This is a genomic window from Bradyrhizobium sp. 956_D2_N1_4 (genome assembly GCF_052076025.1).
Lineage (GTDB): Bacteria > Pseudomonadota > Alphaproteobacteria > Rhizobiales > Xanthobacteraceae > Bradyrhizobium > Bradyrhizobium barranii.
Map to the genome: position 1 here is coordinate 5,041,479 of NZ_CP197237.1, position 25,191 is coordinate 5,066,669.

Here is a 25,191-nt window from a genome sequence, read left to right on the forward strand (position 1 = left end):
CCGCAGGACCCGGTGACCGATGCGGATGGTCGCTCAGCGACGCCCGGCAATCCAGAGGAGCAAAAGATTCGTTTTTACGCCGGAGCAGCTGCCTTCGCCTGATCCGACGCATCAGGTTGCGCGGAGGTCACGTGAACGACTGCTTCCAAGGCTGCACCGAACGACCCGCTTGCTACCAACGCGTTGGAAGCGTTTCCCACCGTTTCTGCGGCTCCCGTTCCCAGCAAAGCGAACAGGATACGGGTTGCGCCAATCCTTTTACTGAGCCCTCGAACGACGTGCTGAATCTTGGCGGTGGACGGCTGACTCAGATAGCAGACACATACAAGCGCGGTGTTCGCCAATTCGAGCGAAAGCAATTTCGACATTGATGAAGCATCAGCCTTTTCCGCAATTGCCTGAATCCCGCGGTACCGCAGAAGCTGCGCCAGCACAAGCGCCGTCGCCTCATCGAGTCGCCCGGCACCAGGGATGCAAACGACCGAAATAGACGAGGTCGGCGGCTCCGGAATCAAAGCATGCTCGGAGCCTGCTCGCTCGAATGTAATGGCAGCTCCGGGGCTTGAGCTTAGATCCGGGGAACTGGGTCCTGTTGCTTCCACGTCATGGTGTGCCCCCAGCTCAGCGACCAATTCTTCCACCGTTGAGACTACCCGATTTAATCGGTCCTGATCGAGGTGACCCAATTGACGGTCGGCCTCCGCGAGTCTCAGGCCTTTCAAGAGGATGTCGTCATAATAATTCTCAAGCGACGAGTCATTCAGGTATTCATGTGCCTGTTCCACCGCTTCAATGGGATCTCCCGCCAGCATTCGTTGATAAGCCAGTTGCGGCGGCGTCAGCGGTGGTCGGTCGCCAAGCATAACGTCAAGAAATTTGAGGCGATCGACATGCCGCCCAAGGACGACGAGACAAATTGTTAAGGGCGTGGCCAACACCAGTCCGACCGGCCCCCAAAGCCACGTCCAGAATGACGCTGACAGGATAATTGCAATCGGGGAAAGACCCGAGCTATGCCCAAAAATCAAGGGTTCGAGGACCTGTCCTGCGAGCAACTCAAGCACGACGAACAATGCCGCCGTAAGTATCAGCATCTGCCAGCCCGTGCCCACCGCCGCCGCGAGAATGAGAGGGAATACCGCAGATATCAATGCACCGATATACGGTACAAATCGCATAATCATCGCGATCAGACCCCATAGCGGAGCCGAGGGGACACCGATGAATTCAAGACCTAAGCCTATTGCAAGACCGAACACGCCATTGAACGCGATCTGGGTAAGAAAGAGCTTGCTCAGACGCTTACCGGCGTCGTCCAGGGCCGCAGTCGTGCGTTGAATATCCGCGGATCCGGCCAGTCGGACAAGCCGATTCCTCAGATCTTCCCGTTGCAGCAGGACAAAGACAACAAAGATCACGACGATCCCTGTCGTCGTTAAAGGTGAAATCAGTGGCTGGATGATTGCGCCAAACGTCGACAGAGCACCAGGATCGGGTTGCCTTACCTCAACGGGTATGGGTATCGGCTTGTCTGAGGGCTGTCTGGTGAGTTCGCCGTCAGTAGGTCGACCGGCCCCATCTCGATTCTGCAACTCTGTCTTCAATTCTTTCAGAACTGTCGACGCCTGCTCCAATGTTCCAGAGCCGCCGCCCATTAAGCCGCGCAGGCTTTCGATCTTGTCACTCAATGTTTGTTGATAGCCTGGCAGCTTGGTGGCGAGCCGGGTCGCCTGCGAAACCATAAGACCGCCTAGACTAAATATGATCGAGAATCCGATGAAGACGACCACCAGCACAGAAATCGTGCGCGGAATTCGCCAGGAACGTAAGCGCATCACGAAGGGCGCCATAACGAAACTCAGGAGAACTGCTAACGCGAAGGGAACAAAAATTTCACGACCGAAATAGAGCGCAGCAATTATCAACGCTGCGACGGCCATATTCGTCAGCACAGTCCCCCGCGGCTGTGCCAATCTCATTTGAGGAGATTTCTCTTCCATGGCGCGGCTCATTCATCCCATACGTGGGTGAATTCTCCTTCGCGACACCATCCTACACCGAACGAACTTGTTCCGACAGCCCGAGCATGCCGTTCAATGTCGCTAGCTCGTCTCATAGCGCGCGGGTTGACGCCCTCTCGGGTATTTTGCCGTCGGGCAACACAGAGACGCGTAGCCCGGACGGAGCCAACGGGTCGGCGCGAAGCCGCCGCACGATGACACGCTCCGTGCAATCCGGGCTACGGCGAGAACAGGCGCCTAATAAGGCTGATAGTAGCCACGCGGACCGTAATAGGGACCGCCGCCATAATATCCCTGACCACCATAGTAAGGACCCGGGCCGTCATAATAGCGATTCTCGTAGTACTCCTGGCGCCGGCTCTCTGCGATCGCACCTCCGATCAGACCTGCCGCCACGCCCATGAAGGCAAGCCCTGCCGCATTTGGACCCCGGCGATAGTAGCGGTGGCGGCGGGCGGCGCTGAAATCGGTCGCAACGGATCTGCTAGACGTCGCAGAGTTCGCGCTGACGGTCGGCGAACCGGCCGCTGCCGCAGACGAGGGCGAGACGGAAGCTGTCGCCAGAGCCAGACTCGCAAACGCAGCCAATGCGGTGTTGCGGCCAAACCTGGAATTTACGGGCCTATCGCTCATCTCACCGTCCTTTGCTCTCGCTCAAAGTCAAAATATGAAACGATCCACAACGTGCAAACCATTGAAAAGTTTCGTGATCGCGGCAATCTGCCACGCTTCGAACGATTGTAAACCGAACGACCAGATGCAGCTTGAACCACTCAACCTGAGCGGATAATGAACAGCCGCGCCGTTTTTCGGTCGCCGTAAGCGTTTCACGTGAACCAACGCATCAACCGACGCCGTCGGGATCGATGCATTTTCGCAGGTTCAACGTGACTGACGCGTCCTTTTCCTCAAGAGAAATCAGATGATTGCGGTTCGCAAACTGCCGGCGCGCTATGCGCCGATCGTGATGCCATTTGTGCTGTCCATCCTCATGACGGCCGTGGTGTCGGTCATTTCGACGCTCCGGAGCCTCGGCGCGACGCCGGCGTTCCTCGCGACCTGGCCGGGCGCCTGGGCGCTGTCATGGCTCGTCGCCTTTCCCACGCTGCTGATGGTGCTGCCACTGGTCCGACGGATCGTGGCGTGCGTCGTCGCTTCCCCATCTCAACCAGGCCGATAGCCGGCGCGGACGGCGGCACACGAAGCACGCCGTCCCGCTTCCATGATTGCGCCTGCGGGAGTGATCCTACGACAGCGCCCCGAGCACGCCGCGCGTTGCCTTGTCGATCTCCTCGACATAGCGGCGGCGGGCAAACGTCTCGGTGAGGAAGCCGACCACCTTGCGGCTGTCGGTGGAATCGACCACCGCCAGCATCTCGGCTTCCGCCTCGTCGAACACGGCCATCGCCGACTTCACGTTCATTTCCGGGATCAGCACGATCTCGGTCAGGCGGGCGAGCTCGATCACCTGGATGTCGTCGGCGATGCTGTCGAGATCGCTGGAGAACAGGTCGGGCAGCAGGACGAGGCCGACATATTCGTCGGCATTGTTGACGATGACGATGCCGGGCCGCGAGCCCAGCGCGAATTCACCGCGCACGGCGGCGATCGTCGTGGTCGATGGCACCTTGCCGACGTCGGAGCGCATCAGCCGCTCGACCGTGAGGTTGCGCAGCCAGCCGACGTCGTTGGCGCTGCGGATGGTCTCGCCGCGCAGATGCAGGCGCCAGGTCGAGAAGGAATGGCCGAACATGAAGCGGACGCAGATCGAGGTGACGATGCAGCCGGCCAGCACCACGGCGGTGACGTCGACATTGCGAGTCATTTCCAGCACGAGGAACGACATGGTCAAGGGGCCGCCAACGATGGCGACGCCGAGCGTCGCCATACCCGTCAGCATCGCGACCAGCGGGTCGATCACGAATTCCGGGCTGATGAGCAAAAGAACCGCAGCGAAGAACTTTCCGATCAGGCTGCCGACGAACAACGAGGCAAAGAACAGACCGCCGCGGAAACCCGAGGCGAGCGAGATCAGGCAGGCCGTCACCTTCAAGGCGATGATGATCGCGATCAGGCCGATCGTCATGTCGTGAAACAGATCCAGCACCATGGCGCCGTGGCCGGCCGCGAGCACCTGCGGCGTGACGATGGCAAAGCTGCCGACGATAAGGCCGCCGATCACCGGGCGCAGCCAGACCGGCAGCCAGACAAACAGGCGCTCGAACATCGAAGACGACCGCATCACGGCGATGCCGACGCCGCTGGTAATGAGCGCAAGCCCGATCAATGCCAGATATTGCTCGACGCCGACCGCGCTGACCTTCGGTATCTCGATAGAGTACGGCGCGCCGCCGAGCCATTGCGCGGTCAGCGCGCCAGCAAGCGAGGCCGCCAGGATCGGCGCGGCGCTGCCGACCGAATAGACGCCGACGATCAGCTCGCAGGCATAGAACGCGCCGGTGATCGGCGCGCCAAACGCCGCTGCGATCGCAGCGGCGGCGCCGCAACCGACGATCAGGCGCAAATCGTTGCGGCGCAGATTGAAGAACTTGCCGAGCAGTGAAGCGATCCCCGAGCCGATCTGGGTGTAGCCGGCCTCGAGGCCGACCGAGGCGCCGCAGCCGTTCGAGATCAGCGTCTGGCTCGACACCACCATGCTGTCGCGCATCGACAGATTGCCGCCGCGCAGCGCGTTCGCCTCGATCGGGTCGACCGCGTTGGAGATCTTCAGCCGCCGCCGCCACCACTCCATGATACCGAGCGCCAGTCCGCCGAGCGCGGGCGCGATCAGGGCCGCCCAGGGGCTGACCCGGGCGTGGGCGGATAGGCGAACATCGACGGGAATGCCGTAGATCACCATATGGGCAATCTGCGCTATCTCGGCCATCAGCGTCACGATGGCACCGGTAAGCGTGCCGATCACGAGCGCCAGCGGGATCAGGTAGAACTCGTTGCTGCGCAAGAGCGCGCGCAGGCGAACCATGACGCGGTTCGATCCCTTGCGATCGGCGATGTGTCTGATCCGCGCGAACACCTTTTTGCCCGCCCTAACCTTCCGACATGCCGTAGCCGGCCATGCGCTGGCTGACACGTTCGATCTCGGCACTCGACAGCAGTGGCGGTTTTCCGATCTGGAGGCAGCCGTGATACTGCCGCGCCAGCGTCTCGACCTCGACGGCGAGCCACATCGCCTTGTCCAGCGTCTTGCCGACCGTGATCATGCCGTGATGGTCGAGCAGACAGGCGAGCCGGCTCTCCAGCGCCCGCAGCGCATGCTCGGACAGCTCCGCCGTTCCGAAGGTGGCATAGGGTGCGCAACGGATACTGTCACCGCCGGCGGCCGCGATCATGTAGTGCACGGGCGGAATCTCCATGCCCATGATCGCCAGGATGGTGCAATAGGTGGGATGAGCGTGGACGACGGCGTTGACGTCGGGCCGCGATTTCAGGATGTCGCGGTGGAAGCGCCACTCACTGGAGGGCTTCTGACCGGGGGCATGCGAACCGTCCATCGCCATGAACACGATCTGGTCGGGCGTCATGGCGTCATAGGGCACGCTGGTCGGCGTGACCAGAAGCCCGTCCACATGCCGGACGCTGATATTGCCCGAGGTGCCCTGGTTGATGCCGAGCGCGTTCATGCGGCGGCACGCGTCGATTATGGCCTGTCGCTTTGCGAGTTCGTCCGCTGTCATCGACATCCCGATTTCATCTCGACTTTTTGGCGATGGGCGTTTGTTAGACCGGGAGTACGTCAAAGCAATGTGGCAGCGCAAGAGAAAGCGGCCGGGATTGGCCGCTGCCTTGCCGGCTGTACCGTTACATCAAGAAACCAGTTGTAAAATCAGTATATTAGCAGATTGTCGCAGGTTTACGAAAAGCTCGCCCGGACGGCCGCAATTCCGTTGATCACGAACTGCACCGAATAGGCCGCGAGCAGCATGCCAAGCACGCGTGAGAGCACGGCATTTCCGGTGCGCCCGAGGGTGCGCGCGATCAGGCTCGCGGAGACGAAGCACAGCATGCAGAGCAGGCAGACGGAGACGACGACCGCGATGATGATCGCGAGCTTGGCCCCATAGCCGGCATTGCCCGTCAGCAGCAGCGTGGTCGCGATCGCGCCGGGACCGGCCATCATCGGGATGGCCAGCGGAAACACCGCGACGTCGGAGGCATGCTCCGAGGTCGCCTTGTCGGCCTCGCGCGCCTCGCGATGCGGACGGTCGCCGAAGATCATCTGGTAGGAGACACCGAACAGCAGCAGTCCGCCGGCGATCTGGAAGGCGGGGATGCCGATCCCGAGTTGGCGCAGCAGCCAGTTTCCGGCCAGCGAGATCACCACCAGGATCGAGGCCGCGATCAGCGGCGCGCGCAGCGCGATCGTGCGCTTGACCTTGTCGGGCATGCCTCCGGTCGCGGCCAGGAAGGCCGGTGCAAGGCCGACGGGATCGACCACCAGCAGCAGCGTCACGAAGGCGGACAGGGCGAAGTCGAGCATGCGGGTGGGTCTCACGCGAGGTGCAGCCGCAATCCATAACCGCTGGAGGAGGCCTTCGCGAGGAACATTTGCCCTCGCAGAGTCTTGGTCGCGCGAGGATTGAGGAGGGCATCGCCCTTCCCGTGTCGCCTCAAGAGGAGGATTTATGGCTAAACGAGCAAAGAAACGGGCGAACGCGAAAAAGACCGCGGCGCGCCGTCCGCGTCAGGCACCGAAGATGTTGAGCGACCTGTTCCTGGAGACGCTGAAGGACATCTATTTCGCCGAGAACAAGATCATCAAGACGCTACCCAAGATGGCCAAGGCGGCGCATTCCAAGGACCTTGCCGCCGCCTTCAACAAGCATCTGCGCGAGACACAGGGCCAGGTCAAACGGCTCGATCAGATCTTCAAGATGCTGGGCAAGCCGGCCCGCGGCAAGCCCTGCGAAGCGATCAATGGCATCACCGACGAGGGCGCCGAGATCATGAAGGATTTCAAGAACGCCCCTGCCCTCGACGCCGGCCTGCTCGCAGCCGCTCAGGCCGTCGAGCACTACGAGATCTCCCGCTACGGCACGCTGCGCACCTGGGCCGAGGAGCTCGGCATGCCGGACGCGGCAAGGCTGCTCCAGGAGACGCTGGACGAGGAAGAGGCGACCGATCACACGCTGACCGAGCTCGCGACCTCGGTCATCAACCTCGAAGCGGAAGAGGAGTACCGCGCCGCGGCCTGATCGGCGCGACGCGCCCAACGGTTGCCTTCGATGCCGCGGAATATCCCCGCGGCGTCGAAGCGTGCGACTGCAAGGGCCTCTTCCGGTTGGAGAGGCCAGGCATGCTCCAAACGCGCAATGCTGGAATTTTGGGGAACCGTCCCCATATGCTCGTTTTCCAACCGCAGCGCCTTCCCCGAGTTTTGCCATGCAACCCAAAAATCCCCTCGACTGGATGCTGTCCGAAGCCCTGGACTCGCTGACCCGCGCCGAACGGCTGCGGCAGCAGTTCGGCCGCCAGGAAGCCTGCTGGGAGCCGCCGATCGACGTGCTCGAAACCGAGCATGAGCTTTTGATCCTGGTCGCGCTTCCCGGCGTCAATCCCGATAATGTCGAGACGGTGATCCTCGACGGCGTGCTCGTCATCTCCGGCCAGCGCACGCTGCCGCCGGAGCTTCGCAACGCCCGCATCCACCGGCTCGAGCTGCCGCAGGGCCGCTTCGAGCGGCGCATCGCGCTTCCCGTTGGCCGCTACGCCATCAGCCGCTTCGTGATGGACGGCTGCGTCGCGCTGCGCCTCGCCAAATCCTGAGGTCGATCATGGCCACCGAACAGATGAATACCGCACAAACCAATTCCCAAAATAATCCCGACGTGAAAATCCCCGAAGACGCGCTGATCGTCATCCCGGTGCGCGAGATGGTGCTGTTTCCCGGCGCCATCGCGCCGATCGCGATCGGCCGGGCGAAGTCCATTGCCGCCGCGCAGCAGGCGCTGCGCGAGCAGCGGCCGGTCGGCATCGTCCTGCAGCGCAGCCCCGAGATCGAGGAGCCCGGGCCTGATGATCTCTACCGGGTCGCGACCATTGCCAACATCGTGCGCTACATCACCGCGCCCGACGGCACGCATCACATCGTCTGCCAGGGCGTGCAGCGCGCCCGCATCCTCGACTTCCTGCCGGGAACACCGTTCCTGGCCGCGCGTTTCCAGCAGATCCCCGAGCCGACCACGAGCTCGCCCGAGATCGAGGCGCGCGCGCTGAACCTGCAGCGCCAGGCCATCGAGGCGGTCGAGCTGCTGCCGCAGGCGCCGCCCGAGCTGGTCGCGATGTTCCAGAGCACCACCGCGCCCGGCGCGCTGGCCGATCTGGCGACCTCGTTCATGGACATCAAGCCGCAGGACAAGCAGGAGGTGCTGGAGACCATCGACCTCGCCTTGCGCGTCGAGAAGGTGTCGAAGCACCTGGCCGAGCGGCTGGAGGTGCTGCGCATCTCCAACGAGATCGGCCAGAAGACCAAGGCCTCCTTCGACGAGCGGCAGCGCGAGGCGATCCTGCGCGAGCAGATGGCGACCATCCAGCGCCAGCTCGGCGAAGGCGACGGCAAGGCGGCCGAGGTCGCCGAGCTGACGGCTGCCATCGCCAAGGCCAACATGCCGCCGGAAGCGGAAGCGCACGCCAAGAAGGAGCTGCGCCGCTACGAGCGCATGCCCGAGGCTGCCGGTGAGTCCGGCATGGTCCGCACCTATCTGGACTGGCTGATCGAGCTGCCCTGGGCGCTGCCCGCGGAGAAGCCGATCGACATCACGGAAGCGCGTCGCATCCTGGATGCCGATCATTTCGGCCTGGAGAAGATCAAGGGCCGGATCATCGAATATCTGGCGGTGCGCAAGCTCGCTCCGCATGGCAAGGCGCCGATCCTGTGCTTCGTCGGCCCGCCCGGCGTCGGCAAGACCTCGCTCGGCCAGTCCATCGCACGCGCGATGGATCGCCCGTTCGTGCGCGTCAGCCTCGGCGGCGTGCATGACGAGGCCGAGATCCGCGGCCACCGGCGCACCTATATCGGCGCGCTGCCCGGCAACATCATCCAGGGCATCAAGAAGGCTGGCACGCGGAACTGCGTCATGATGCTGGACGAGATCGACAAGATGGGCCGTGGCGTGCAGGGCGATCCCTCCGCCGCCATGCTGGAGGTGCTCGACCCCGAGCAGAACGGGACGTTCCGGGACAACTATCTGGCCGTGCCGTTCGACCTGTCGCGCGTGGTGTTCATCGCGACCGCCAACATGCTGGACCAGATTCCGGGTCCGCTGCTGGATCGTATGGAGCTGATCAGCCTCGCCGGCTACACCGAGGAGGAGAAGCTGGAGATCGCGCGCCGCTACCTGGTGCGGCGTCAGCTCGAGGCCAACGGTCTGACGGCCGAGCAGGCCGAGATCGAGCCGGAGGCGCTGAAGCTGGTCGTCAAGGGCTACACCCGCGAAGCCGGCGTGCGCAACCTCGAGCGCGAGATCGGCAAGGTGTTCCGCCATGCCGCGGTGCAAATCGCCGAGGGCACGGCTGCCAAGGTCGTGGTGAGCCCGAAGGACATCGCCACCGTGCTCGGCCAGCCGCGCTTCGAGGGCGAGATCGCGCAGCGCACCAGCATTCCGGGCGTCGCCACCGGGCTTGCCTGGACGCCGGTCGGCGGTGACATCCTGTTCATCGAGGCCTCGCGCGTGCCCGGCCGGGGCGGCATGATCCTGACCGGCCAGCTCGGCGACGTCATGCGCGAGAGCGTGCAGGCTGCGATGACGCTGGTGAAGAGCAAGGCCTCGCAGCTCGGCATCGATCCGTCGGTGTTCGAGAAGAGCGACATCCACGTTCACGTGCCGGCGGGCGCAACCCCGAAGGACGGACCGAGCGCGGGCGTTGCGATGTTTACGGCGTTGACGTCGCTGCTCACCAATCGCACGGTGCGCAGCGACACCGCGATGACCGGCGAGATCTCGCTGCGCGGTCTGGTGCTGCCGGTCGGCGGCATCAAGGAGAAGGTGGTGGCTGCGGCCGCCGCCGGATTGAAGCGGGTGATGCTGCCGGCGCGCAACAAGCGGGACTACGACGACATCCCGAAGAGCGCGCGGGACAACCTCGAATTCATCTGGCTGGAGCGCGTCGACGAGGCCATCGCCGCAGCGCTCGAGCCGGCTGATGCCAAGGTCGAAGCGGCGGAGTGAAGACGATGAAGAAACTGCTGGAAAAAGCGAGGCAATCGCGGAGGACGCAGCGGCTGCGTCAGCTGCTCGATCGTGCGATCGACCGGGTTCGCGATGCGCTGGCGGCACCCGGGCCGCGGCTTCAGCCCGTTCCGGTCCGGGTGAAGCGCCGCAAGGGTTGAGCCCTCCGTCTCAAGCCCTCGCGGCAGCCCCAAACAAAAGGCCCCCTCCTAGCCGAGGGGGCCTTTGCGTTGTTAGCCCACCGCGTCCTTGGCGGCCTTGACCGGGCGGGCGCGGACGATCTTCCGGGCCGGCTTGGCCTTGAACATCATCTCTTCACCCGTGAACGGGTTGGTACCCTTGCGCGCCTTGGTCGCGGGCTTCTTGATGACCACGAACTTGGCGAAGCCCGGCACCAGGAACAGGCCGTTCTTCTTGAGCTCCTTGTGACCGACGTCGGTCAGCGTCTCCATGACGCTCTTGACGTCGCGCTTGGAAAGCTCGGTGGCGGTCGCAATCTTTTCGATCAGCTGCGATTTGGACATTTGGGTTGGCATCGTGTCTCCTCTGATTCGTTGCCGGTTGCATATTAGACCAACCGTTGAAGGCCCAGAGCCTTCTGCACAGTTTTGTCGCGATTTTACGGGCTTTTTTGGCCCTCTGAGGCAAAAAACCCTGCTTTTCAGCGGCTTCCAGAGCGGAAGGAGCCTCCGGCAGCGGTTTTTGCCTTGTTTCAAAGGCCCGCACGCCGCCTTGCTAAAGCTGATTCGCTGCTTTCGACAAGCGACGACCGGCCTCTTTGTGAAAGGCCGGTCGCGATTCACCCTGAAAAATAAGGCTAGACGCGCTCGATGATGACCGCAGGAGCCATGCCGCCGGCGGCGCACATGGTGACGAGACCGCGCTTCAGGTCGCGCCGTTCGAGCTCGTCGAGCACGGTGCCGATCAGGATCGAGCCGGTGGCGCCGATGGGATGGCCGAGTGCGATCGAGCCGCCATTGACGTTGACCTTGGCGCGGTCGAGCTTGAGGTCACGGATGTACTTTTCCGCCACCACCGCAAAGGCCTCGTTGATCTCGAACAGGTCGATGTCGTCGATGGAGAGCCCCGCCTTCGCCAGCACCTTGCGCGTGGCCGGCACCGGCGCGTTCAGCATCAGGGTCGGCGAGTCCCCCATGTTGGCCATCGCGACGACGCGAGCGCGCGGCTTCAGGCCGTGCGCGCTGGCATAAGCGGGCGATGCGAGCAGGATCGCGGCGGCACCGTCGACGACGCCGGACGAATTGCCGGCGTGATGCATGAAGTCGATGTTCAGGTCCGGATATTTCTGCAGGATCAGGCCGCGATAGGTCGTGCCCTTGTCGTCGAGTGCATAGTCGGCGATCGCGGGGAATGCGGGCTTCAATGCGCTCAGCCCTTCCATCGTGGTCTGCGGCCGCGGATACTCTTCATGGTCGAGCGCGAGGCTGCCGTCCTCGCGATGAACGGGCACGAGGCTCTTCTTGAAGTGACCGCCGGCAATCGCCTGCGCTGCGCGCTTCTGGCTTTCGAGACCGAGCGCGTCGACGTCGCTTCGCGTGATGCCTTCCAGCGTCGCGATCGCGTCGGCGCAAACGCCCTGATGCGACTGCGGATGCCGCGCACGCAGGCGCAGATTGCCGGAGTCCATCATCATCGGACCGCCGCCGCGGCGTCCTTCCATCGACATCATCTCGCAGCCGCCGGCGATGACGAGGTCTTCGGTGCCCGACATGATCGAGGCCGCCGCCATGGCGGCGCTGGTAATGCCGCTTCCGCAGAAGCGGTCGAGCGTCACCGCGCTGGCGCGCACGTCGTAGCCGGCATCGAGCGCCGACATGCGGCCGAGGTCGCCACTCTGGGTCGCGACCTGCGCGCTACAGCCCCATACGATGTCGTCGACATCGGCGGTGTCGATGCCGGTGCGATCGGCGAGCGCGCGCAGCACGGTCGCGCCGAGTTGCTGCGGATGAATGCCCGAGAGTGCTCCCTTGCCGGCCTTGCCGACGCCCCGCGGGGTCCGGCAGGCATCGATGATCAGCGCGTCAGCCATTGGCGTTGTCCTATTGTTTATGGGTGTTGATGTCGTTTCTGAATAAGGGGAAGAGTGGAGTCAACGTGCGGTGCCGCGCGGCCTCCTTGCAAAAAAACTGAAAAACAACCCCATGCACAGTAGAAGCGCGGGTTCCGCATGGGGCGCGGTGATACCGGTGAAGCGATTGGCCTGTCAGGCTAAACGGCCGTGGCCGCGCGATCTTGCGTCACCTCGCCCCGCCTGCGGGAAGAGGTCGGATTTTACGCGCGGCGGAAAATCCGGGAGAGCGAGAGAAAGCTACGCCCCCGCCGCGTTCTTCGCGATCACGTTGCGGTAGAAGGTCGCGCTGAGCTTTGGCGTGCGCACCTGCGTGTCGAAATTGACGTGATAGAGCCCGAAACGCTTGTTGAGCCCGAACACCCATTCAAAATTGTCCAGCAGGCTCCAGAGGAAGTAGCCGCGCACCGGCACGCCCTCGGCGGTCGCGCGCTGGAGCTGGGCGAGATAGTTGCGCAGGTACATGATGCGGTCGGTGTCGTAGATCTTGCCGTCGGGCGTCACCACGTCGTCGCCGGAGGTGCCGTTCTCGCTGATGTAGATCGCATCCGTCTTCCAGATCTTTGCGGCCAGCTTCGGCACCCAGTAGATCGTCTCCGGCGCGACGCGGAGCCAGTTCGAGTTCATGTGCGGGAACGATTTCGGGATCGGCAGCGGCATGAAGCCCGCGCCCTGGTCGGAGGGCACCACGTAGTTCTGCGGCGCGTAGATGTTGAGACCGAGGAAGTCGACCGGCGAGGAGATGATCTTCAGCTCGGCGTCGGTGTATTTCGGCGCATCGGCGCCGGCGTATTTCAGGAAGGCGTCGGTATACCGGCCCGTCATGATGACGTTGAGATAGCCGGCATTCATCTCGCGTAGCGCGATCTCGGCTGCACGGACATGCTCGGGCGTATCGATTGCGGGAACGCAGACGTCGATATTCTCGGCCGGCCCGACCCTGGTTCCGCGGCGGCCGTGCGCCCGCACCGCCTGCACCGCGAGCCCATGCGCGAGCGCGCTGTTATGCCTGACCTGGTTGACCTCCGCTTGCGGCAGCGTCACGCCGGGCGCGTCGATGCCGAGGCCATAGCCAAACTGGACGAAACGTCCGCTCTCGTTCAGCGTGAACACGTTCTTGACGCGATCGGTCAGGCGCTCGGCGACATAGCCCGCATAGTCGCCAAAGATCTTGCAGGTCTCGGTCGAGCGCCAGCCGCCGAAGCGATCCTGGAGCGATTGCGGCAGGTCCCAGTGATAAAGCGTCAGCCACGGCTCGATGCCGTTCCTGAGGAGCTCGTCGACGAGACGATTGTAGAAGTCGAGCCCCTTCGGATTCGGCTTGCCGTCGCCGTCCGGAAACACCCGCGGCCATGCCACCGAGAAGCGGTAGGCCTTGCAGCCGAGCTCCTTGATGAGCGCGATGTCTTCCTTGTAGCGGCGATAATGCTCAACGGCGCGATCGCCGGTGGTGCCGTCCTCGATCTTGCCGGGGATGCGCACGAACTTGTCCCAGATCGAAGCCCCCCGCCCGTCGACGTCGACCGCCCCCTCGACCTGATAGGACGAGGTCGCCGTGCCCCAGACAAAACCCGCGGGAAAGCCGTCCACGCCCCGCGGCGCCGGTGCCGGCTTGGTCTCGGCGGCCTCCAGCGGATTTGCGATTCCGGCTGCGGACAATCCCGCCAGCTTGGTAAACTGGCGACGCGAGACCTTGTCCGACATTGATACTGCCCCTTGAGACGATTGTTGCGGCCGCACAATGGCGTGTCGGAAGCTGCTTGAGAAGCGGGAGTTCCGGGACTTGCTGATGCAAAAATGCAGAAGAACGCCCCGGATTTACCCCCTGCCCTTCTTTTTACCTTTCAGGCCCTGAGCCGCATCGAAGCACGCCAGCAGCGAATTGATCACAGCTCGCGAGCCCAGACCATCCACCACGAAGTCGCGGTCCTTGCCGTTGGGCGGTATGATCTTCAGCTTCGCGCTGCGAATGCAGGAGCGATCGTCCGAAACCATCGATAGAACGATCCGGCGCGCCACCATCGATGGCAAGGACGCATAAATCCGTTCACAAACGCGGTCCCGAGTGATTGCGAGTCCGGCTGCGGACATCCCGCCAGCCTGGCAAGCAGGCGACGCGAAGTCTTGTCCGACATGATGCTGCATTGAACCGGGCACGCCGAGCGACCCGGCTCGCTCGATCAGCGCGAGCGCTTGGGCAATTTCGGAAGCTTGTCGGGATTGAACGCGGCTACCTGCTCGGTTCGCTCACGCGCGGGCGGCTGCTGTTCCGTGAGAATGAGCGTACCCTGGAGGATCATTCCCGGCATCTGCGCTGCCTTCGCCGTGTAAGTCGCGACCTTGCCGGGGCAGTTTCCCTCGATGTCCAGCGTGAGCTCGTCGTCGATGCCGAAGACCGTTGCACGTCCGTCGGTATGACGCTTCGTCGACACGGTGGCGGTGAAGCGATCTCCATCGACCTTGCAGGAGCCGTGATAGGTCATCAGGCTGTCGCAGCCCCAGATTTGTCCGTCTGCGACATGGACGATCCCGGTACCCTGGTCGAGTGGCGTCTTGTACCACGCCGCGTAGGTGCCGTCCTTCAGCATGGGAGCAGTCTCCCTTGACATTCCCTCGCGAATAATCCGCATGATTAGCGCTAAGAAACGGTTAATCGCGCGGCCCGTGCGAATCCGGTCTGTCCCTTCGCAACTCGGCTTCCAGTTCCTCGATGATGCTGTGAAGCAGGCACGCGGCAAGCGGATCGGTGACTTCGCGCTCCAGAAGCCTGTAACGCGCGATCTGGAATTCCCGCTCTCGCAACTGGTGCTCTGTCATCGGACGGGCCCTCCATCAAACCTACCCGGAAACAGCCAAGTCGTTTCGTTACAATTTTCAGATCATTTGCTATGGTTTCTGATCGGTAAAGGAACGCGGCGCCGAGCAAGTCGCAGGGTTTGCAATGTCGATCGTTCAAAGCTATCGCGCCTTCGCCTACAATAATGCCTGGGCGAACCACCGGTTGCTCCGCGCGTGCGCCGAGCTGAGCCAAGGCGAATTTGAGGTCGAGCGGACGGGCTTCTTCCCGAGCCTACAGCGGACGTTGAACCATATTTATGTCGTTGACCTCTTTTACGTCGATGCACTCGAGGGCGGATGGCTTGGGCCGAAGGCCTGGGAGGATCCCATCCCATTTCCAGCTCTTGCAGGGCTCTCGGAAGCTCAAGCATCGATGGACCGGCGCTTCATCGGCGTCTGCGATGCCCTGACACCCGCCTCGTTGAACGAAGACGTTCGGATCAATCGAGATCCTGGTGTCCAGATAGAGCGACGCGACCGGCTGCTGATGCATCTCATTCAGCATCAAATTCACCACCGTGGGCAGGCGCATGCAATGTTGTCGGGAACGCGCATCAAGCCGCCGCAGCTCGACGAGTTCTTTTCAGCTGCCGAAGCGCCGTTGAGGGCATCCGAGTTTGCCGATCTGGGCTGGACGGAGGAAACGGTTTGGGGGCCGCCCAACTGAGCGAGCCCACGCTACCGATTGCGGTTCCGACCTGCTCCGACCGAGGCGAAGACAACTTCCATCAGCCATGCAACACCGGCGTCCTTCATCGCAGCCTTGGTCGCGATGGCGCAGATCGTATCCGGTTTACGGGCGAAAGGCAGCTCGACGAACATCAATCCGAAATGCCCGCCGTGCTGCTGCACCAGACGCCGCGGCAATGCAGCGATCAGTTCGGACCCCGCAAGCTGGACCAGCGCCATCATAAAGTTCGGGACAGTCAAGGCAATGCGGCGCTTGAGACCGCGCTTTGCCAACATCTCATCGACGAAGCCGCGCGGCTCACCGCTGAGAGACACCAGCAGATGCTGCGATTGCGAGAAAGCCGCGGGTGTCGGAGCTCTGGCGAAGGCGTGTCCCTTGCGCATGGCCAGCACGAATTCCTCGTCGTAGAGCCTGCGCGCCTCGAAACGCGGCGATACCGCCGGCAGCGGCAGCATCGCGATGTCCAGCTCTCGTCTTTCGAGCATCTCGAGGCACTCGTGCCAGGGTTCGCCGATCGCGCCGCCGCGGGGCGCGGGCATCACATGGATCAATCCGATGTCGATGTGGGGCGCCCTTCTCGCGATCGAACCGAGTAGCTGCCCCGTTGTCGAGGCGAGAACAGCATCGGGTGCGCCGATCGTAAACCGGCGATGGCTTTTTGCAGGGTCGAATGGTCTAGCAGAGCCAACCAGTTGTTCGACGCGCGCGATGATTTCGGCGATCGGGTGGTCAAGCTCCAGGGCCCGCTCCGTTGGAACGACGCCCTTCGGCGTTCGCAGGAACAGCGGGTCGTTCAAAACAAGGCGCAGCCGGCCAAGCGCGTGGCTGACAGCGGACGGCGTCAGGTTCAGTCGCGCGGCCGCGCGCGCGACATGGCGTTCTTCCAGGACCACGCGGAAGAGCACAAGGAGATTCAGTTCGACCCTGGATAGATCAATTTGGTTCAGCATGTTGCTGAAATCATATCGCTGGATTCATCGAGATCAAGGCCTCATGGAATGCGCAGATGGTGCAATCAGGAGCTTCGAAATGATCAGAAGGTCGAAAGGGGTGAGCAAGGGCCATGGCTCGCCGGACAACCGGGACTCGCCGCACAGGATGTCGAGGCGCTCGATGATGATGGCGGCGGCGGCAATTCCTGCTTCCGGTCAGCTTCCAGCCAATGCAGCCGCCGGGGACGACGCGCTAGCCGGTCTCATCAAGCTCGCCGGCGAGAAGAATGCCGCTTTCATGCGTGGCGACATGGGCCGCTGGTCGCAGCTGGTCCGGATTGCCCCGGATTTCACGCTGATGCAGCCCTTCGGTGGCCCTGCCAGCTTCGGATTCGACAGCAGCCCAAAACGGCTGGCTGACCTGGCGCAATATTTCAGGAACGGGGAAACCGGACTGGAGGTCTTGCAGACCTATGCCTCGAACGGGCTCGTTGCGCTCGTCATGATCGAACGCCAGCGCGCGGAGGTCGGCGGCCTGCATGCCCAGGACTGGTCGCTGCGCGTCACGGAGATCTATCGCAAGGACAGCACGGACTGGCAGCTGGTACACCGCCATGCAGATCCGCTGGTCCGGCGCATTTCCTTGCAGCAAGCGGCGATCCTCGCCCGAGGCTGGGCGGAGTAAAGGCGATGTCTTTCGCCCTCCAGAGGCGGCCGGGCTTGCGTGTCGAACTCAGAACGTCATCCGCATGCCCGCATAGAACGCACGGGGCCTTGCCGGGCTCAGCGATCGCGGGTCGTTAAATTCCGCACCGCCATTGGTGAAGTTGGGCAAGGCTTCCCTATCGAAGAAGGTGCCAAGGGTCGAGTAGCGGTTGTCGAAGATGTTGGCGACGCGACCGTAAATCTGCAGGTTCTTGGTGATCTGGTAAGAGGTGTGGAGATTGAACACGGCGTAGGACGGCAGCTTCGGAAACTGGTTGGACTCATCGCCGACGAAATACTGGCTCGAGACAAAGAGCGCGTCACCTCCGACCTTCCAGACATCGGTAACCGCATATTCGATGCTTGCCTTAATAAGGTGGCTAGGGAGGCGCGGAATGTGATTGCCCGGCAAGACCTGGATGTTGCCGGCGTCGGCGAACGGGCTCTCTGATCCAAGCGTCAGCGCGTCGAGGAAGCGCGCGTCCAGGAACGCATAGCTCGCCTGGAACTGAAGCACATTCGACTTCAGGCTCACCTCGGCTTCGATACCCTGCCTGCGCGTCCGGCCGACGTTCTGGAAAAAGCCGAAGCCAGTCAGGCCGGGAATTGGGGTCGCGAGGATGTCGTCGTAGTTGGTGGCACGGTAGGCACCGATTTTCCAGCCGAGCGAGCCGATGTTCAATTCCTTGGTGCCGCGGAAGCCCGCTTCGAAGGTCTTGGAGACGACTTGCTGCAGTGAGGGGTCAGCGATCAGGAACTGCCCGATGATGCATGGCCTCGCCGGATCGGCGCAGCCGAGCTCGAGTGGCGTGGGCACCCGGTTGGCTTCGGAATAGCCCGCATAGGCGGTCACTTCAGAGGTGATCTTGTAGGTGCCGCCGATGATCGGATTGAACCGATCATAGGTATGATCGCCATTGAGTGCGGTGCCGAGCTGGTCCATCAGCGTGACACGGGCCGCATTGAATCGCCCGCCTGCCGTCACCGCAAAGCGATCGTCCACGTTGAACGTGTCGAGCGCATAGAGCCCGTGATATTGGTTGACGGTACGAAGCGACACGGGGCCAACCGAAGTCGGGGCACCGGAGGGACCCAGGAATATGCCGCTGCCCGTGACGACATAGTTCGTGCCTATCGTTCCCAATTCGGCGCTACCGGTGAAGCGCGTGCTGCTGACATCATAGCTCGCGCCAACTACGAAGCGGTTCTCATGACCGAACAGCTGGTCGGTGTTGGTTGCCTGACCGGATACGCCAAATGTGGTCGATTTCGTGCTGGTGCGATCGATCTCGCTGAGGATGGCGTCTGGCGCAAAGGTATTGGCGAGCTGAACGCCATTCAGGCCAAAAGCCGGGACCGTATCATTGCCAAAGCACAGGAGCGTTGGATCGGCACATGCCTGGGCGTCGGTCGGGTTTCCGTCCACGGTGCTCTGTTTGAAGCTGCGCAGATGCGCCGTGCCCTCAAAGGTCCAGGTCGGCGTCGCCTCCACCTTGCCGGTCAGGTTGAGATAGCCGACCTTGTTGGAAATGGTTTGTGGCGTTGTATAGGTCGCGCCCCAATATTGTTGGAGCAGTTCGGCCGGAACAGTGCTGGGTCCTGCCAGGGAATTGTTGGCGACGCCGCCATTGAGGTGGAACTCGTTGCCTTCGAAGCGATACCCGACATCGCCATAGAAGCGCCGAACATCCGATTGCGAGAAATTGCGGAAACCATTGTCGTGAATGCCTTCGAGCGCTCCGTAGACTGCCCAGTTATTGTCGACCTTCTTGCCCCATTGTGCAGAGCCCTGGATGCGGCCGAATGAGCCGCCCATGATATCGATCTCGGCCCCTTGATAGTTGAAGCCGTTCTTCATCTGCAGATCGATGGCGCCGCCGAGCGCGTTAAGGCCGTATGCCGGATTGTTAGTTACGACCACTGCCGATCGGATCGCAGCCGTCGGGATCAGATCCCAATTGACAGTGTCGGAAAACGCCTCGTTGATGCGTACGCCGTTCTGGTAGACGGCGAGGCCCTGCGGCGTGCCGGCCAGAGGTGAAGCGACGAAGCCGCGAAACTGCACATCGGGCTGGAATGGATTGCCGGTCACTTCATTGATGCTGAGACCAGGCACGTACTGCTGCAGGGCAACGGCGATATCTGGCGAGGCGGTACGCCTGATCTGGCTGGCATCGACCGCATTGATCGCGGACGGCACCTTGTCGACATCGAGACCTCGGCCGGTGCCCGGTGAGGTCGGGTAGACGTAAAGGCGTGTCTTCGGAGCGGCGGACGCCGGCGCCCCTACCCGTGCGACCGGCCGCGTTGGCGCACTGCGCCTCACGGCCGACGGCGGTGGTGCGGTGATCTCGACGGCCGGCAGATTCTGGACGTTGGTTTCCTCATCCTGCGCGGCTGCGGCGGGGCCTGCAAGGACCAAGCCCGACACCAGCCCCGTCGACACCGAGGCTATCAACAAACGACGCTTGAACCAAAGAGGCTTGCCCATCCCTGCCTTCCCATCCGTGACCACCGGCTGTTTTGATTTTCGCCGTTTGGTTGAGATGAGTGTATTCGGCGGCAGTGAGTCCGCCAGCCACAAAAGGTCTGGCACTATCCGCACCCGTTTTCCCGACCAAATCGGGAATTTTTCCCGATGCAATCAGGACGCCGCCGTCGGAACCAGCGCCTCCACGGTCAAGCCGCCGTCGCCGGAGACGACGTTGAGCGTGCCGCCCAGCGCCAGAATGCGCTCGCGCATGCCGACGAGGCCGAAGCCGAGCTTCTGGCCCGGCTCCATGCCGCGGCCGTTGTCGCTGACCCGCACGCGCGCATAGCCGCGGCCGCCGGCCTGCTCGACGGGCTCGATCACGACATTGACCGACGTCGCGCCGGCGTGGCGGAACACGTTGGTGAGCGCCTCCTGCACGATGCGGTAGATGGTGAGGTCGGCCGTCTCGCCGGTGACCCCGAGCGTGGCGGAGATCACGGTTTCGATCGCGACGTCGGGATGCGACTCCCGCCACAGCCGCGAGAGCGATTCCAGCGCCTGGCGCAGGCCGAGCTCGGCAAGGCCGACGGGCCGGAGCCGCTCCAGCACCCGGCGGGTGAACTGCTGGAGCTGGTTGATCTGTTCCAGCAAGGCGCTGCCGTGCTTCCGGACCGAGTCGGCATTCGGCACGCGCCCGTCCGCGAGCTTCGCCAGCGCGCTCGCATGCGCGCGCAGCGAGAACAGATACGGCCCGAATTCGTCATGCAGCTCGCGCGCGATCTCCTTGCGCTCGACGTCCTGGAGCGACACCGCGCGCTCGGCCAAAAGCCGCTTTTCCTCCACCGCCTCGCCGAGCGCCGCCGCGAGATGATTGAGCTTGCCGCAGATCGCGGCCAGCTCGGGCGCACCGCCCGGCGTGGCGCGCGCGTCATAATGCCCGCCCTCGATCGCGGTCATCGTCTGCGCCAGCGACTGCAGCGGCGCGAGCGCGCGGCCGACCACCGTCATCATCACCAGGAACAGCGCGAGCGCGATCACCGAGCCGACCTCGAGCTGGGTCACGATGGCGTCCCAGATCTCGGCGATCTCGTCGTCGGGATGCGCGGTGATCACCAGCGAGCCCGGCTTGCCATGGACCGAGACCGGCACGCTCACCGTGGTCTGCTCGGGATGAACCAGGCTGACGAACCAGGCCGGCGGTCCGCGCGCGTCGTCGTCGGCAGGCCGGGGCGGCGTCAGCGGGTTACCGCCGGCGTCCTGAAGCGCGATGCTGACATGGCGCAGGCGGCTCAGATCGCGCGCGATCTGGTTCAGCCTGGCATCCGGATCGGGCGCCTCGTTCAGATCCGCAACGATCATTTCGATGAATTCACGCGCAAGCCGGATCACGCTCTGGTCCTCGGCCTGCACGCGCGGCCCGGCTTCCGCGACCTGGCGGCCGATATTGACGGCGAGCCCCAGCGCCAGCAGCAGCGCCAGCAGAAGGTTGATGCGCGCGCGCAACGATAGATTTTGCCACATTGGTGCTGCCCGTGCCTCGCGAAGGTTGGCCCGCGCCTGTCCGATGACGTTGACAGAGGCGAAGCGCCCGGTATCTAATCGAAAGCGTACAGCAATCCCGGCCGGGTTGCATGAGGCGACATGAGACGCGCGCAGCGTTCTTGTTCGGATCATGCGGCGGAAAAGCAGGCCGAGGCTGTCACGGGGAACGCCTATGCGCATTCTGATCGTCGACGATCATCCCATTGTCGCCTCCGGCTGCCGTGCCGTGCTGGCCGACGAGGGCGAGATCGAGATTTTGGAGGCCGCCGACGCCGAGGACGGCGAATGCGTCTTCATTGTCGAGCGCCCCGACCTGTGCATCATCGACATCAACCTGCCGACCGTCTCCGGCTTCGAGCTCGCGCGCCGCATCCTCGAACGTGCGCCCGAGGCCCGCATCATCATGTTCAGCATGAACGACGACCCTGCGTTCGCCGCGCGCGCGATCGAGTGCGGGGCCAAGGGCTACGTCTCCAAGACCGGCGACCCCGACGACCTCGTCGAGGCGATCCGCGCCGTCGGGGGCGGCGGCACCTATCTGCCGACCGCGATCGCGCGCAGCATCGCGTTTGCAGGACCGACGCTGGCGCAAAGCCCGCTGTCGAAGCTGAACGCGCGCGAGATGGAAATCCTGCGGCTCCTCAGCGCCGGAAAGAGCCTGTCCGAGATCGCCTGGCTGGTGCAGTCGTCCTACAAGACTGTCGCCAACACCTCCTCGATCATGCGACAGAAGCTCGGCGTGAAGACCTCGGTCGAGCTGGTGCGGCTGGCGATCGACAGCGGCGTCGCCTGACGCATACACCGCCACGAATTCGGTCACACAAGCGTTGCAATCTTGATGTGGTTAGATGCCACGGAGCATTACGGCATGACGATCCAGACTGTCTCGACCAACACTTCCTATGGCGGCGTGCAGCGCGTGTACCGCCATGCCAGCCAGGCGACCGGAACCGACATGGTGTTCTCGGTCTATGTTCCCCCGCATGCGGCCGGCGCAAAGCTGCCCGTGGTCTGGTATCTCTCCGGCCTCACCTGCACCCATGCCAACGTCACCGAGAAGGGTGAATTCCGCAAAGCCTGCGCCGAGCTCGGCCTGATCTTCGTCGCGCCGGACACCAGTCCGCGCGGGCCCGACGTGCCGGGCGATGCCAACAATGCCTATGATTTCGGCCTCGGCGCCGGCTTCTATGTCGACGCGACGCAACAGCCGTTTGCGCGCAACTATCGCATGTGGAGCTATGTCACCGACGAGCTGCCCAAGCTCGTGGCGGAGAATTTTCCGGTCGACGCCAAGCGGCAATCGGTGATGGGACATTCGATGGGCGGCCACGGCGCGCTGACGGTCGCGCTGCGCAATCCGCACCGCTATCGCGCCGCCAGCGCATTCGCGCCGATCGTGGCGCCTTCGCTCGTGCCCTGGGGCATCAAGGCGCTAACCGGCTATCTCGGACCGAACAAGGAGACCTGGCGCAACCACGACACCGTGGCGCTGATCGAGGACGGCGCGAAATATTCCGGCTTCCTCGTCGACGTCGGCGAGGCCGACAATTTCCTGAAAGAACAGCTCCGGCCCGAGCTGCTCGAGGCCGCCTGCACCAAGGCGGGCATCCCGCTGACGCTGCGGCGGCAGGCGGGATATGACCACAGCTATTATTTCATCTCGACCTTCATGGGCGATCATCTGCACTGGCATGCGGAAAGATTGAAGGGGTGATTTCTTCCTTCTCCCCTTGCGGGAGAAGGTGGCGCGAAGCGCCGGATGAGGGGTATCTCACCGCGCGTTCAAATAAGAGTTGGACTCGCGGAGAGATACCCCTCACCCGTCTCGCCGCTACGCGGCGAGCCACCCTCTCCCGCAAGGGGAGAGGGTGCAGCGGCGCTCGCGGAGAGAAAATCTACTCCGGTTTCCCGTAATTCGGCGCCAGCAATCGATTGCGGATCAGATAGCTCATCGTGCGCGACCACGATTCGTCCGTGTTGCCGCGCATGTCGGCGCTGGCGACGGTGATCATGTTGCCGGTCTTCACGTCGCGCAGATAGATGTTGAGATTGATGATCAGGTTCGAGACCTTCTGCACCATGCCGGTGATCTCGAGGTCGGCGCCGAGCTGCCCGGCAAGCTTGAGGTCGCAGCCGCCGCAGGCCTGCAGATTGGCGTGACGGGCGGCATCCCTGACCGGCGCGATGTCGAGCAGCTGGAACCTTCCTGACAGCGCCAGTTCCTTGCGCAGCTGCTCGCTGATGCGCTCGAGCCGCGCCGCCTCCGGCTTGGAGCCGTAGAACTCGCCGGGAAGGCTGGTGTCGATCAGCTCGAAATCGAACACCGCGAGCCTTGGCGGATCGGCCAACGCGACCGACCCCGTCAACAGCAAAGCTGCGAAACAGATCAGCGCTCGCATGATCGTGAACCCGGGCCTCGCGCGAGCGGGGACGAAATGCGGGGTTGCAAGCCGGGTCAAATCGGTCATGCTTTAGCAGAGACAATTCTCCACCGGCGGTCAAGCCAGGGAGAACATCTGGAGGAAACATGATCCGATGGTTGGTCGGCCTGATCGGCCTGGGTCTTGCCGCGACGAGCGCGCTCGCGGCCGACCCGGTGCAGATCGGCGTCGGCTATCTCGGCGTCGCCGGCACCAGATCGACGCTGTCGCTGGTCGAGCAGCCCGCGGAGAATGACGGCGTCGCCGGCGCGCGCCTCGCCATCGAGGACAACAACACCACGGGAAAATTCCTCAACCAGCGTTTCACGCTGGAGGAGCGCCGCATCAGGGAAGGCGAAGATCCGGTCCAGGCTGCGGCTGCGCTTGCCGAGAAAAACGGCTTCATCATCGCCGACCTGCCGGCCGACGCGCTGTTGAAGGTCTCGGATGCCCTGCGCGAGCGCGGCACGCTGCTGTTCAACGCCGGCGCGATCGACGAGCGCCTGCGCGAGGCCGATTGCCGCGCCAACGTCATCCACACCGCACCGACGCGCGCGATGCTGGCCGATGCGCTCGGCCAATATCTGGTGTGGAAGCAGTGGAAGCGCTGGGTGCTCGTGGTCGGCTCGCATGACGAGGACAAGCTGTTTGCAGACGCGCTCCGGCGTACCGCCACACGCTTCGGCGCCAAGATCGTGCAAGAGAAGACCTTCGAGGACAAGGGCGGCGCGCGCCGCACCGATAGCGGTGTCACGCTGATCCAGCGCCAGATGCCGGTGTTCACGCAACAGTTGCCGGCCTATGACGTGCTGGTCGCCGCCGACGAGAGCGAAGTGTTCGGCGCCTATCTGCCCTATCGCACCTGGGACCCCCGCCCCGTCGCAGGCTCGGCCGGCCTCGTGCCGCGCAGCTGGGACGCATCGCAGGACCAGTGGGGCGCGATCCAGATGCAGAACCGCTTCATCAAGCTGAACTCGCGGCGCATGACCCCGCTCGACATGCAGGCCTGGACGGCGGTACGCATGATCGGCGAGGCCACCTCGCGCACCAATTCCGGCGACGTCAAGAAAGTCACCGACTTCATCAAGGGGCCGGATTTTTCAGTCGCTGCCTTCAAGGGCACAAAACTGACCCTGCGCGACTGGAACCTGCAGCTGCGCCAGCCGATCCTGCTGGTCGACGGCCGCATGGTGGTGTCGGTATCGCCGCAGGAGGGATTTCTGCACCAGGTCTCCGAGCTCGACACGCTCGGCTACGACCGCCCGGAGAGCAAATGCAAGCTGAAATGAGGACG

25 protein-coding genes are annotated in these 25,191 nt (G+C 63.3%); 10 read left to right on the forward strand and 15 right to left on the reverse strand.

The window, feature by feature from the left end:
- Window positions 1–74: 74 nt before the first annotated feature.
- Entirely contained in the window at window positions 75–2,000 is a 1,926-nt protein-coding gene (locus tag AB7535_RS23955; protein ID WP_085405704.1) for an AI-2E family transporter, read from the reverse strand.
- A 258-nt stretch (window positions 2,001–2,258) separates the two neighbouring features.
- Window positions 2,259–2,654, reverse strand: a complete 396-nt coding sequence (locus tag AB7535_RS23960) for a hypothetical protein (protein WP_135215161.1) — start codon at window positions 2,652–2,654, stop codon at window positions 2,259–2,261.
- A 289-nt stretch (window positions 2,655–2,943) separates the two neighbouring features.
- Between AB7535_RS23960 and AB7535_RS23965 the strand changes: the two genes are divergently transcribed.
- A complete protein-coding gene (locus AB7535_RS23965) occupies window positions 2,944–3,201 on the forward strand; it encodes a DUF2798 domain-containing protein (RefSeq protein WP_014493668.1) in 258 nt (85 codons plus the stop codon).
- Window positions 3,202–3,267: 66 nt separating this feature from the next.
- Here AB7535_RS23965 and AB7535_RS23970 read toward each other — a convergent pair whose 3' ends face one another.
- The 3 genes from AB7535_RS23970 to AB7535_RS23980 form a co-directional block, all read right to left on the reverse strand.
- Window positions 3,268–5,055 carry a chloride channel protein gene (locus AB7535_RS23970; RefSeq protein WP_135215162.1) on the reverse strand — a complete coding sequence of 596 codons (1,788 nt, stop codon included), beginning with the start codon at window positions 5,053–5,055 and terminating at the stop codon, window positions 3,268–3,270.
- Between the two features lie 13 nt (window positions 5,056–5,068).
- Window positions 5,069–5,722, reverse strand: coding sequence for an L-fuculose-phosphate aldolase (locus tag AB7535_RS23975; RefSeq protein ID WP_439037009.1), 654 nt, complete (start codon window positions 5,720–5,722; stop codon window positions 5,069–5,071).
- A 170-nt stretch (window positions 5,723–5,892) separates the two neighbouring features.
- On the reverse strand, window positions 5,893–6,519 hold the full coding sequence (locus tag AB7535_RS23980) for a MarC family protein (protein ID WP_071911716.1): 627 nt from the start codon (window positions 6,517–6,519) through the stop codon (window positions 5,893–5,895).
- Window positions 6,520–6,664: 145 nt separating this feature from the next.
- On the opposite strand from AB7535_RS23980, the gene AB7535_RS23985 reads away from it, so the two are divergent.
- From AB7535_RS23985 to AB7535_RS24000, 4 genes are all read left to right on the forward strand, one after another.
- Window positions 6,665–7,234, forward strand: coding sequence for a YciE/YciF ferroxidase family protein (locus tag AB7535_RS23985; protein ID WP_014493662.1), 570 nt, complete (start codon window positions 6,665–6,667; stop codon window positions 7,232–7,234).
- Between the two features lie 187 nt (window positions 7,235–7,421).
- Window positions 7,422–7,805, forward strand: a complete 384-nt coding sequence (locus AB7535_RS23990; RefSeq protein ID WP_014493661.1) for an Hsp20/alpha crystallin family protein — start codon at window positions 7,422–7,424, stop codon at window positions 7,803–7,805.
- An 8-nt stretch (window positions 7,806–7,813) separates the two neighbouring features.
- Window positions 7,814–10,207, forward strand: a complete 2,394-nt coding sequence (gene lon / locus AB7535_RS23995; RefSeq protein WP_439037010.1) for an endopeptidase La — start codon at window positions 7,814–7,816, stop codon at window positions 10,205–10,207.
- Window positions 10,208–10,212: 5 nt separating this feature from the next.
- Window positions 10,213–10,368 carry a hypothetical protein gene (locus AB7535_RS24000; protein ID WP_166343169.1) on the forward strand — a complete coding sequence of 52 codons (156 nt, stop codon included), beginning with the start codon at window positions 10,213–10,215 and terminating at the stop codon, window positions 10,366–10,368.
- A gap of 72 nt (window positions 10,369–10,440) precedes the next feature.
- On the opposite strand, the gene AB7535_RS24005 is transcribed toward AB7535_RS24000, so the two are convergent.
- The 6 genes from AB7535_RS24005 to AB7535_RS24030 form a co-directional block, all read right to left on the reverse strand.
- On the reverse strand, window positions 10,441–10,743 hold the full coding sequence (locus AB7535_RS24005; RefSeq protein ID WP_014493658.1) for an HU family DNA-binding protein: 303 nt from the start codon (window positions 10,741–10,743) through the stop codon (window positions 10,441–10,443).
- 281 nt (window positions 10,744–11,024) lie between these two features.
- Entirely contained in the window at window positions 11,025–12,257 is a 1,233-nt protein-coding gene (locus AB7535_RS24010) for an acetyl-CoA C-acetyltransferase (protein ID WP_439037011.1), read from the reverse strand.
- 279 nt (window positions 12,258–12,536) lie between these two features.
- Window positions 12,537–14,000, reverse strand: coding sequence for a GH1 family beta-glucosidase (locus tag AB7535_RS24015; protein ID WP_439037012.1), 1,464 nt, complete (start codon window positions 13,998–14,000; stop codon window positions 12,537–12,539).
- 114 nt (window positions 14,001–14,114) lie between these two features.
- Window positions 14,115–14,387 carry a hypothetical protein gene (locus AB7535_RS24020; protein ID WP_439037013.1) on the reverse strand — a complete coding sequence of 91 codons (273 nt, stop codon included), beginning with the start codon at window positions 14,385–14,387 and terminating at the stop codon, window positions 14,115–14,117.
- Between the two features lie 89 nt (window positions 14,388–14,476).
- The gene (locus AB7535_RS24025; protein ID WP_085405692.1) at window positions 14,477–14,884 is read right to left on the reverse strand and encodes a hypothetical protein; all 408 of its coding nucleotides are present in this window, start codon (window positions 14,882–14,884) and stop codon (window positions 14,477–14,479) included.
- A gap of 61 nt (window positions 14,885–14,945) precedes the next feature.
- Window positions 14,946–15,113, reverse strand: coding sequence for a hypothetical protein (locus AB7535_RS24030; RefSeq protein WP_166343176.1), 168 nt, complete (start codon window positions 15,111–15,113; stop codon window positions 14,946–14,948).
- 124 nt (window positions 15,114–15,237) lie between these two features.
- Between AB7535_RS24030 and AB7535_RS24035 the strand changes: the two genes are divergently transcribed.
- The gene (locus AB7535_RS24035; protein WP_439037014.1) at window positions 15,238–15,801 is read left to right on the forward strand and encodes a DinB family protein; all 564 of its coding nucleotides are present in this window, start codon (window positions 15,238–15,240) and stop codon (window positions 15,799–15,801) included.
- A gap of 11 nt (window positions 15,802–15,812) precedes the next feature.
- On the opposite strand, the gene AB7535_RS24040 is transcribed toward AB7535_RS24035, so the two are convergent.
- A complete protein-coding gene (locus tag AB7535_RS24040; protein WP_439037015.1) occupies window positions 15,813–16,775 on the reverse strand; it encodes a LysR family transcriptional regulator in 963 nt (320 codons plus the stop codon).
- Window positions 16,776–16,854: 79 nt separating this feature from the next.
- Between AB7535_RS24040 and AB7535_RS24045 the strand changes: the two genes are divergently transcribed.
- Window positions 16,855–17,442 carry a DUF4440 domain-containing protein gene (locus tag AB7535_RS24045; RefSeq protein ID WP_439037016.1) on the forward strand — a complete coding sequence of 196 codons (588 nt, stop codon included), beginning with the start codon at window positions 16,855–16,857 and terminating at the stop codon, window positions 17,440–17,442.
- Between the two features lie 48 nt (window positions 17,443–17,490).
- On the opposite strand, the gene AB7535_RS24050 is transcribed toward AB7535_RS24045, so the two are convergent.
- Together AB7535_RS24050 and AB7535_RS24055 are read right to left on the reverse strand one after the other, a co-directional pair.
- Entirely contained in the window at window positions 17,491–19,953 is a 2,463-nt protein-coding gene (locus AB7535_RS24050) for a TonB-dependent receptor domain-containing protein (RefSeq protein WP_439037364.1), read from the reverse strand.
- 153 nt (window positions 19,954–20,106) lie between these two features.
- Window positions 20,107–21,456: a histidine kinase gene (locus AB7535_RS24055; RefSeq protein ID WP_439037017.1), complete on the reverse strand. Its 1,350-nt coding sequence runs from the start codon at window positions 21,454–21,456 to the stop codon at window positions 20,107–20,109.
- 193 nt (window positions 21,457–21,649) lie between these two features.
- Between AB7535_RS24055 and AB7535_RS24060 the strand changes: the two genes are divergently transcribed.
- Together AB7535_RS24060 and fghA are read left to right on the forward strand one after the other, a co-directional pair.
- On the forward strand, window positions 21,650–22,270 hold the full coding sequence (locus AB7535_RS24060) for a response regulator (protein ID WP_014493646.1): 621 nt from the start codon (window positions 21,650–21,652) through the stop codon (window positions 22,268–22,270).
- A gap of 75 nt (window positions 22,271–22,345) precedes the next feature.
- Window positions 22,346–23,191, forward strand: a complete 846-nt coding sequence (gene fghA / locus AB7535_RS24065) for an S-formylglutathione hydrolase (protein ID WP_439037018.1) — start codon at window positions 22,346–22,348, stop codon at window positions 23,189–23,191.
- 181 nt (window positions 23,192–23,372) lie between these two features.
- On the opposite strand, the gene AB7535_RS24070 is transcribed toward fghA, so the two are convergent.
- Window positions 23,373–23,945 (reverse strand): DUF3280 domain-containing protein, encoded by a 573-nt coding sequence (locus AB7535_RS24070; protein WP_439037019.1) that lies wholly within the window; start codon window positions 23,943–23,945, stop codon window positions 23,373–23,375.
- A gap of 59 nt (window positions 23,946–24,004) precedes the next feature.
- Here AB7535_RS24070 and AB7535_RS24075 point away from each other — a divergent pair, with 59 nt between their 5' ends.
- Complete coding sequence (locus AB7535_RS24075) at window positions 24,005–25,186, forward strand: ABC transporter substrate-binding protein (protein ID WP_439037020.1); 1,182 nt, start codon at window positions 24,005–24,007, stop codon at window positions 25,184–25,186.
- Window positions 25,187–25,191 lie beyond the last annotated feature (5 nt).